Genomic DNA, 8,871 nt, shown 5'->3' with positions numbered 1-8,871 from the left:
CATTCTTTTTCCGAAAACCGATTGTGACCGCGGGGCTTTTCAACGGGGTTGAAAAAACAGAAACTCCAAAAAGGTGTTATGCTGTTCATAATCAATTAATTACAATAAAATAGTCGTCGTGGATTGTTGGGGGTCACCAGTTAAAATATCCGGCCAACACCCATATTAAAGAATACTTTTTTTAGATGTTACTTCCTTTAGATGTTACTTCCTTTGCTTGCCCAAAGGAAGTAACCAAGGAAAGGGCACCCCGTGAAAAGCCTTTTTCCACGGTCACGGCCAGTTTTTCGGGAATGTGTGAACTCACGAGCCTTCGGCTCGCTCGGACAGCCCCCATTCTTTTTCCGAAAACCGATTGTGACCGCGGGGCTTTTCAACGGGGTTGAAAAAACAGAAACTCCAAAAGGTATTATATTATTTATAATCAATGTATTACAATATATTCATCGTGGATTTCGGGGGGCATCAGCATAAAAACATATCCCCGAATTAATAATCAGGGATTAGCACTTCGTGCCGACCCTTGACAGCCAAAATTCAGACATGCGGAGTTCTTCACCCCGCTTTTAAATGTGAACGATTAATGGTTACTAAAAATAGTATAAATAATTTATTATGTTTATTTGTGCCTTTGCGTCTTTGTGGTAAAGTGTTTTTACGAATAACCTCCATGACAATGGGTAGTACTTCAAAGGATGAAAAATGTATGCAACTGCATATGGATTCCCGATTAAAGATTCGGGAATGACGGTGTTACAGCGATACCCGGCAGCAGGCCGAGGCTTCAGCACCGTGAACTTGAAGATGCATTTTCAGATAAAAAACGGTTTAAAAACAGTAATTATTTCTTTTCATGAAAACAGTATGCAACTAACAACATGGTAATCATGTTATTGCTCCGGCGATTAGACAGTGACATCGGAGACATCATGCCGAACTTGATTCGGTATCTATTTTAAATATTAGTATCGATATTTATTCGCCGGAGCAATAGTTCGAACTGCTTATATCGATTTCCCCGCTTTCGGATAGGGGGGAATATCCCGTCTCATCGCCCAGTGCGCCGCCCGCCACACGATTTCCTGGTATTCGGGGAGCCTGTACGGGTCGGCGGTATGCCCGGGGAGCAGCCCCACAATCCGTCCCTTGCCGTTTTCGAGGCACCAGCCGCCCACGGCGTTCCGCTTGTCGTGCATGGCGGTGGTCTCGAAGAGCGTGGTCGAGTACTCCGATTTGATCACCACCGCGAACTGTTCATCGAGATTGATGAAAAATCTGCCGATACCCTGCGTGATGGGATGATCCTGATTCGTATCACGCACCCATATCGGCTGGACCTCGTTGTGCATGATCGGCTCGATACCGAGCAGGTCGGTGATGTCCCTGTTTCGGGAATAGATGGTGCAGTGAAGCGCCAGGAATCCCATGCCGCGGTTTCTGATGTTGTTTATGATCGCTTTCACATTCTCATCGGTCCACAGCTGCGCGCCTTCCCGCATGGAATCGGCGAGCGGATCGGCGGTCAGGTCGATCGGATCGGCAATACCGGTGCGCGCGGTGACGAGGAGGTCGGCGTCGCCGATAAGCTCCGGGGTAAACAGGCTGCTCGCCCGGGCGAATATGAGTCGCCAGTCCTTTTTCGATTCGAAAATGGTGCGCATATAATATTCCTGGGTGACACCGTTATGGTTGGTGTCATGGGCCATGACCGCGACGATCTTGGTTTCGCCCGGGGCTTTGGGTTTCGGCGCCGCGTGTACCTGCGGTGTAACCGCAGCCGCAGCAAGCGCAGCAAGTCCCGCGCTCAGTACGCCCTTCTTTTCCGTATTGTTATCTGAAGCCATCGTATCCTCCTGAAAACAAAAAGTGGTGACGGTGTTCATGCTCCGGGGGCGGTAAACGGCGGAATATCACGGTTGAGCGCCCAGTGCGCGGCCCGGAAGAATATGTGCTGATATTCGGGAACACGGTATGTCCACTGGTAATGACCGGGTAAAAGCCCGATGACCCTGCCTTTGCCGCGTTCGAGACACCACCCTCCGAGCGCGTTGCGTTTGTCGTGCACAGCGAGTGTTCTGAACAGGCCAGTTGTCGAGGACGGATCCTTGATTATCGCATCGAACTGCTCGTCCAGATTGAAAAAGAACGGCTTTATATCTCTCGTGACCGGATGATCGGGATTCAGCTCGCGGACGATGACCGGCTGAATTTCCTGATGCAGTACCGGCTCGATACCGATAAAATCCTCCACATCCGTCCTTCCCGAAAAGAGTGTGCAGTGGACGGCCATCCAGCCCATGCCGCGGTTTTTGACATTATTGAAGATAGCCCTGGCCTGATCCTCTGTCCATATCGTATCCCCCGCAGGCCGTGAAACGACAACCGGATCGGGAGTCCATGCCGGATCGTCTCCACCGCCGTACCGGGCGGTTATAAGGAGGTCGGCATCGCCGAGCAGCTCCGGCGTGAGATACCTGCTCGCCAGCACGAAGTAAATCTTCCAGCCCTTGAGAGAAGCGAATATCTGGCGGACATGACGTTCCTGCGAAGCGGCGGGATGCCAGTAATCGCCCATGACCGCAACGACCTTCGTTTCTCCGGGAGCTTTTTTCGGCACCTCGGCGGACGATACCGTGACGGCAGCCGCGGAAGCCGCTATCGAAGCGATGCCCGTTTTGAGAACCGTTCTCCGCGACGGTTGTTTACCTGAATTCATTCTATCCCCCTGGAATGGCAATAATCCATAACTACCATGAAATAAGAACCATGCAGACTGTATTCGGCTTGACATGTTTCAATAAATCGTAAATCGTACTTCGAAAATCGTACATTATTTTTGTCGAAATGTAACTCTCAGAATGCACCTTGGTATCACATCCCTCACGCCCGTGAACGGGAAGGAATGTCACGTTTGAGCGCCCAGTGAGCGGCCCGCCAGAAAATCTCCCGGTACTCGGGGACTTCGTAAGGCCAGCGCGTATCACCCGGAAGCAGCCCGACGACTCTGCCGTTTCCCTGTTCGAGGCACCATCCTCCGACCGAGTCCCGTTTGTCATGGACGGCAAGCGACCTGAACAGGACGGTTGTCTTCGTGGTGTCCTTGATAATAACATCGAACTGCTCGTCGAGGTTAATAAAAAACGGATTTATCCCCTGCGTAACCGGATGATCCCCGTTAAGGTCCCTGATGATTATCGGCTGGATTTCCTGGTGAAGTACCGGTTCTATCCCGAGCAGGTCCTCGATCTCCGTGCTTCCCGCAAAGATGGTACAGTGTACGGCCATGAATCCCATGCCGCGGTTTTTGACATGATCTATCACGAGCCGGGCGCGTTCATCAGTCCAGAGCGGCTCACCCGCGGTCATGGTATCGTCGACACCCTCGCCTGTCCACCGCACCGGGTCCCTCCCGCTGTACCGCGCGGTAATGAGCAGGTCGGCATCGCCGAGCAACTCCGGGGTGAAAAATCTGCTTCCCCGCGGGAAACAGAGGCGCCAGTCCTTGTGGGAAGAAAATATGCCGCGGACGTTCGTTTCCTGGTATATCGGGTTATGGCAGTAATCGCCCATCATGACCACGACCTTGGTTTCCCCGGGGGCTTTCGGTTTTGGAGCGGCGTGAGCCTGCGTGACAGTGCCCGCCGATGCCGCGACCGCCGCCAGTCCGGTCTTGAGAACCGTCCTCCGCGATGGTTTGGAAACACCCATTATATGCTCCTTATCGTTCAATTCCATCGAATTCAGATTATTCGCAAAATCAAAAAAGGGTAGTGATAATTATGATGTAATATCAATAATAACAAATATTATCCATGCTTGAACATGATCCCCCTCGGCTTCGCCGTTTCCCCCTTATTAAACAAAGGGGGAGCAGACCCATCTCCACCCTTAAAAAGGCAAGATGCCGCAAGGCAGGGAGGATCTATTATAAGAAAAATATAACTATATGAATAATCCGGGCTTATTCTGTCGTGAATCATTTATTTCCCCAGTCGATCAGCTCCAGATCGTTGAGGAGGACATATACCCGGCGTTCCGGTTCTTTCGTCGATACGGACAGCGGAACGAATGAGACTGCAAGGTGCTGTATACGGGGGGTGTTCTTGCTTCCGGATTTGTACCTGAGCCTCCAGATGGCGAACTGCGCCTGAACCTTTTCCATCATGCCCAGATCGCTGATATTCGCCTTCCGGACGCCGTCATGGGTGAAATTCACGAAATCATCAGGCTGATCGAGTCTCCCCAGAAAAAACCGGATGCTTCCCCTCTCGGCAAGCGTATAGTCGGGAAGCTCGCGTTCCGTTATGAGGTCGATACGCTTTGAATTACGGTCGAATGCGATACGGACCGGCGATTTATCCTGCGCAAAAGCTGCGGCGCAGAATATAAGGACAAGCAGTGCTGCACATGCCGTGCAGCGCATGAAATTCATTCGCATAGGTATATCCTCCGTAATGTATCGGTCATGTGGCATCATTCGTGGAATTTCTGCTCGATAAACGTGGTTAATCCGATCCATGCATGAATTATAATAGAACACGGATTTACGCGGATCGGGCGGATTTACACGGATTTGTTTTTTCTGATTATCTCCACTTTTGCTGGTTGAAGATATCTGATTAACGGTGATTGAGCATAGCGATTCTCAATCACCCTGATATGAACGATTTTGTTTTGTGGCTGTCAAGGTTATATAAATCTCACTTCGATCGAACCTTGACAGGTCTGTCTATTTATTGCACCGGTGATTAAAAGGTGACATCTGACGGTTTCATACTTTGAGCCGCCCGGCATTGAAATGCCGGTCTATTGTCGAAAAGTCCCTCCGGGACTCAGGAACACAACCGGTCAGAGCGCGCCGTAGGCGCTTTTCGGTAATGGCCCGGAGATTCATCCCCGGGAGACAAAATCACGGTATCGTTAATAATCGCCGGTATTGTCATGCCTGGCATATTCGGCATGTACATCACATCCACGTGTCATTATTTATCCACCGGAGCAATAAATCCTTAAAACATGCTCCGGAGCCTATTTCACCAGCCTGTTGACCTTGAAGAATTCCATGACATTATTGAACGCTGTCAGGAACAGCGGCGTACCGGAAAACGACAGCGGCGACACAGGCCCAATCGACATGAAATTGTACTGTTTCGATGAAACATCGAACGCGCTGTGCGGATCGCGGAACGACTGGTACAGTTTCAGGGTGTTGTCCTCTCCGCCCGCGAGCTCGGTCAGGGCGGAAAATTCCTTGCCGAATGCGAGGCCGAACCCGAAGAACAGAATTCTCATCTGCTCGACTATCTCCCGGGGCAGACTCGCCAGAGTCTGGCTGATGAACATCCACCCGAGGCCGTACTTGCGGGTTGTTCTCACCGCATCGATGAGGGTGAGCCGAACGCTCGAGAGCGCTTCATTTTCGGCTGTCTCCTCGCTCGGCGCGAGACGGTGCGCCTCGTCGAGAATAACGAGCGTATTGAGAAACTGGTTTTTCCGGTATGAAAATTCCGCCGTGTTTTTAAGGAATTCGAGCAGGCTCTTTATCGCGAGCAGCTGTATGGTATCGCTCCAGTAAATATCTTTCGCGGAGCCTGCGGAGAGGTCGATGACCACGACCGGGCGTTTCGTCTGCTGAACGGCGAATGTCTGCTGGAGGAGTTTTTCGATGGTGATCGCTCCCTCCCTGTCGCGGAACAATTCGCAGACCGGCTTCCACGATGTCACATAAAGGGCGTTGAATTTTTCCTTGCTGTAGCTGAAGTCCTTGAAAATCTTCTTGAGGCGCTCGTTCGAGCTTTCGCTGCCCATGAGCTTGAACGCCTCGAAGAAGGCTTCTTCCGACACGAGCTCCGTCGTCTTGTATTTCCCTTTCATGTAGCGGGTGATATCTTCCGACGCGATGACCTTCTCATCGAATTCCTTGATACCGATTTTTGGGAAAAAGTTCGATTCGCGGAGCACTTCGGTGAAGAGCGGCCAGCCCTGGAGGACAAGCTGGTTGACGCTCTTGACAATGATATCCTTCTGAAACGCCGTTATGACCTGCTTCATTTTGAGGTCGAAGGATGCGCTCTTGATCTCGCCCTTGACATCCATGGCGAATTCGCCCTGGGGGTCGATGATATAAATCGACATGTCGGCGTGACGGGCATAGGCGAGGAGGAGTATCCGCGCGAGGACCGACTTTCCCGACCCGGTTTTACCGAAAATGCCCATGTGGTATGCCTCTCCCGCGCCGTTTTCGCCCCTGCCGAAATGCTTGAACCAGAGCGGCAGCCTCGGCGTTGAGCCATAAACCCGTCCCAGATAGAATATTTCGCCGCGATACCGTGCAAGGAGCGTGTCGAGAAATTCATCGTCGATGAGCCCTACCGCCGTTCCGGTCGGGGGTATGGTTCCGAGAAGGCTCGGGAAGTAATTCCCGTTTTCCTGGCCGAACACGGCGCTGATCGAAATTCGCGCCCGGTATGTGTCCTGAAGGCCGCTCACCGCCTCGATGCTGCCTTTTTCACGGATCATATTCTTAACCGTGGCATCCTCGAGAACGGCGTTGCTCAGAAAAACCTCGGTAATCTGACCGATGGCGTAATGGGGTTTCTCGTCCTGCATGAACGTGAAATAGGCCATTTCTCCGATGAGTTTTCGTTTGGTGGCGCTTCCGAGCATGTCGACCACGATGTTCCCCGTTGTCGAGGGAGAACCGATGACGCCGATCTGCTTCGAATCGGCAATCTTATGTTCTGTATTTCCGTTATTCATAATCATCTCCCATGTTCGAGCCTGTAAACATTAAAAGAGAAAATATATCTCCCATGTCGCCGCCATGGGTGTTCGTTATATGCGCAAGAACCGATTTACGGAGCGAGGGCAGCGCTTTTTCCATGTTTTTTACCATATCTCCGGCGCGGAAAACCGGATAGGGAGTACGGATACCGGAGACTCCGCACTGAAACCCGATGCCGTTCAGCAGAAGCGCAAGCCGCGATGCATCGGCAGCCGTACTCTTCGTGATCTCGAACCGGAGCGCGGGCGTCCACCCGAAAGGCCTGTAGTACAGTACGTGGAGCTCGCCCATGGCCGTAACGATGCTGTCGATCACCGCCGAGAACTTTTCGTCCTTTATGGGGAGCTCAGTCACCTTCGACAGCTCTGATGTATCGACTTTGACGGGTGTGGTAAATTCACCGGGCTTCAGAAGCAGAGAGAAAAGGATATGATCATCATAGCGATCGGGCCATTGAAGACTGGCGGCGAACTCTTTTCCCGGAGCTTCCGGGGGTATTCCCGCCCATATTTTTTTGGGTTCCTGAGAATCGAAGATGGTTTTGAATGATGCGAGCGCCGGCTTTATCCGGTTGAGGAACTCCTGGCTTGTCGGGGATTCCTTCGACACGAGGGCGTCTTTTATCGTTGTCAGCATGGTCGTGAACGGGGACATGAACGACCCGTTGACAAACACAATGCCATGGGGGGCCTGAGCGGCGATATCGAGCCGCATTTCCATCATGAGGGCTTCGAGCACTCCACGGGTGTTCGTATTCCCGCGTTCGCTGTGATACAGCACGGTATGAAGGGGATTGTCCCAGTGCTTTTCACCCGACGGCGGAACCAGCCCTTCAACAGCGCATGCGGCGCAGTAAACAAGCTCCGAAAGCACCAGATTTCTGGTGGAAAAACAGCCGTCCACGCAGCACGATGTGAGAATTTCCTTTTCACCGCCCGAGGAATCGCTCTGAATGATGCCGCCGTCCTGCAACTGCCCGCGGAGTTTATCGCGGTTGTCCCGAATCTCGTTCAGTGTCTCGTAGAGATCATCGGCGATCCGGCCGTTTTTGGCCAAGAGTTCGCTGACAAGGGAAACCGGCAGCCCGGCAAATGAATTATGCATGCTTTCCCCATCCGGTGCGTGATTTGTTGCTTTAACCGCACCATACGGTTAAATATCGTGTTCCAAGGGATTGTATCTTGAATTTACTGCAACCTGTCCATGTAATATAAAGGAATTTTTCCCGATTTTGTCAAATAAAAAACGGTATGGATGTGACAGGACATACCGCGAAACTCCCTGCCATGAAGTCTGATTGAAAAATGAAAGTAATAGTTTATCGAGCCAGGGCTTCACAAATGATTGTAAACGGCATGTTAACATAAGGGGATGCAATGCGGGTATAATCTTGTCCGTTATCGAACGCTGACTGTTGCATAATCGAACACTCGATGAATCGATATTTTTTCATAAGCTTATGCAACTATTAACCCGATCTATTCATGAACCATAATTGAACGCGGATTTTTTCTATAGTGGGCAACCACGGGGGGTTGCCCCTACAATAAAAACACGAACAATTATTTCGTCATGTATAAAACAATCCGTTATGACTTTTTGTGCCTTCCTGCCTCGACACAGCGCAACGTGGCGAGTATGGTGAAATTATTTCACGAATAATCCGGGTTATTGCTCCGGCGACTAAACAGTGATATGAATTTCTGAAAAAGCGCTGTATTTGTTCGTTTTGTCGTCATATAATGTCATTCTTTAATCGCCGGAGCAATAATAAAACAGGTTCATCCGATTAATGCGTACCTCGCCAATAATGAATTGCTATAAATGCCCTTATAATGGGGTTTGAGAGGTAAAGATTCTCAATCCCCCGTTTAAGGAATGTGTTGCTCCGTGGCTGTCAAGGCCAAGACAAGTTCGCCTACGGCGAAGCCTTGACAGGCATACGTTTTTAAGTGATTTCTTGAAGAAAGTATCTTTTCCGGTTATTGCTGGTATTAACTGTGTAATTATTTGTTATTTATATTTTTACTTTAAGGTACTCATTTTTCGGATGAGCCATAAAACAATATTGTGAATATATGGCACTA

The 8,871-nt window shown here is 50.6% G+C and carries 6 protein-coding genes; all 6 read right to left on the bottom strand.

Translation table 11 applies throughout. From position 1 onward, the window contains the following. Positions 1-1,004: 1,004 nt before the first annotated feature. Entirely contained in the window at positions 1,005-1,844 is an 840-nt protein-coding gene (locus LLG96_14710) for a ThuA domain-containing protein (GenBank protein MCE5251462.1), read from the bottom strand. A gap of 35 nt (positions 1,845-1,879) precedes the next feature. Beyond that, entirely contained in the window at positions 1,880-2,716 is an 837-nt protein-coding gene (locus LLG96_14705) for a ThuA domain-containing protein (GenBank protein MCE5251461.1), read from the bottom strand. 164 nt (positions 2,717-2,880) lie between these two features. Continuing rightward, positions 2,881-3,708 carry a ThuA domain-containing protein gene (locus LLG96_14700; protein ID MCE5251460.1) on the bottom strand — a complete coding sequence of 276 codons (828 nt, stop codon included), beginning with the start codon at positions 3,706-3,708 and terminating at the stop codon, positions 2,881-2,883. A 268-nt stretch (positions 3,709-3,976) separates the two neighbouring features. Next, a complete protein-coding gene (locus LLG96_14695; GenBank protein ID MCE5251459.1) occupies positions 3,977-4,438 on the bottom strand; it encodes a hypothetical protein in 462 nt (153 codons plus the stop codon). 590 nt (positions 4,439-5,028) lie between these two features. Beyond that, the gene (locus LLG96_14690) at positions 5,029-6,759 is read right to left on the bottom strand and encodes a DUF87 domain-containing protein (protein MCE5251458.1); all 1,731 of its coding nucleotides are present in this window, start codon (positions 6,757-6,759) and stop codon (positions 5,029-5,031) included. After that, positions 6,752-7,888 (bottom strand): DNA double-strand break repair nuclease NurA, encoded by a 1,137-nt coding sequence (locus LLG96_14685; protein ID MCE5251457.1) that lies wholly within the window; start codon positions 7,886-7,888, stop codon positions 6,752-6,754. The genes LLG96_14690 and LLG96_14685 overlap by 8 nt, the downstream gene beginning before the upstream one ends. Positions 7,889-8,871 lie beyond the last annotated feature (983 nt).

This window comes from bacterium, assembly GCA_021372535.1.
Lineage (GTDB): Bacteria > Latescibacterota > Latescibacteria > Latescibacterales > Latescibacteraceae > JAFGMP01.
This window is presented reverse-complemented; position numbering and strand designations above follow the sequence as displayed.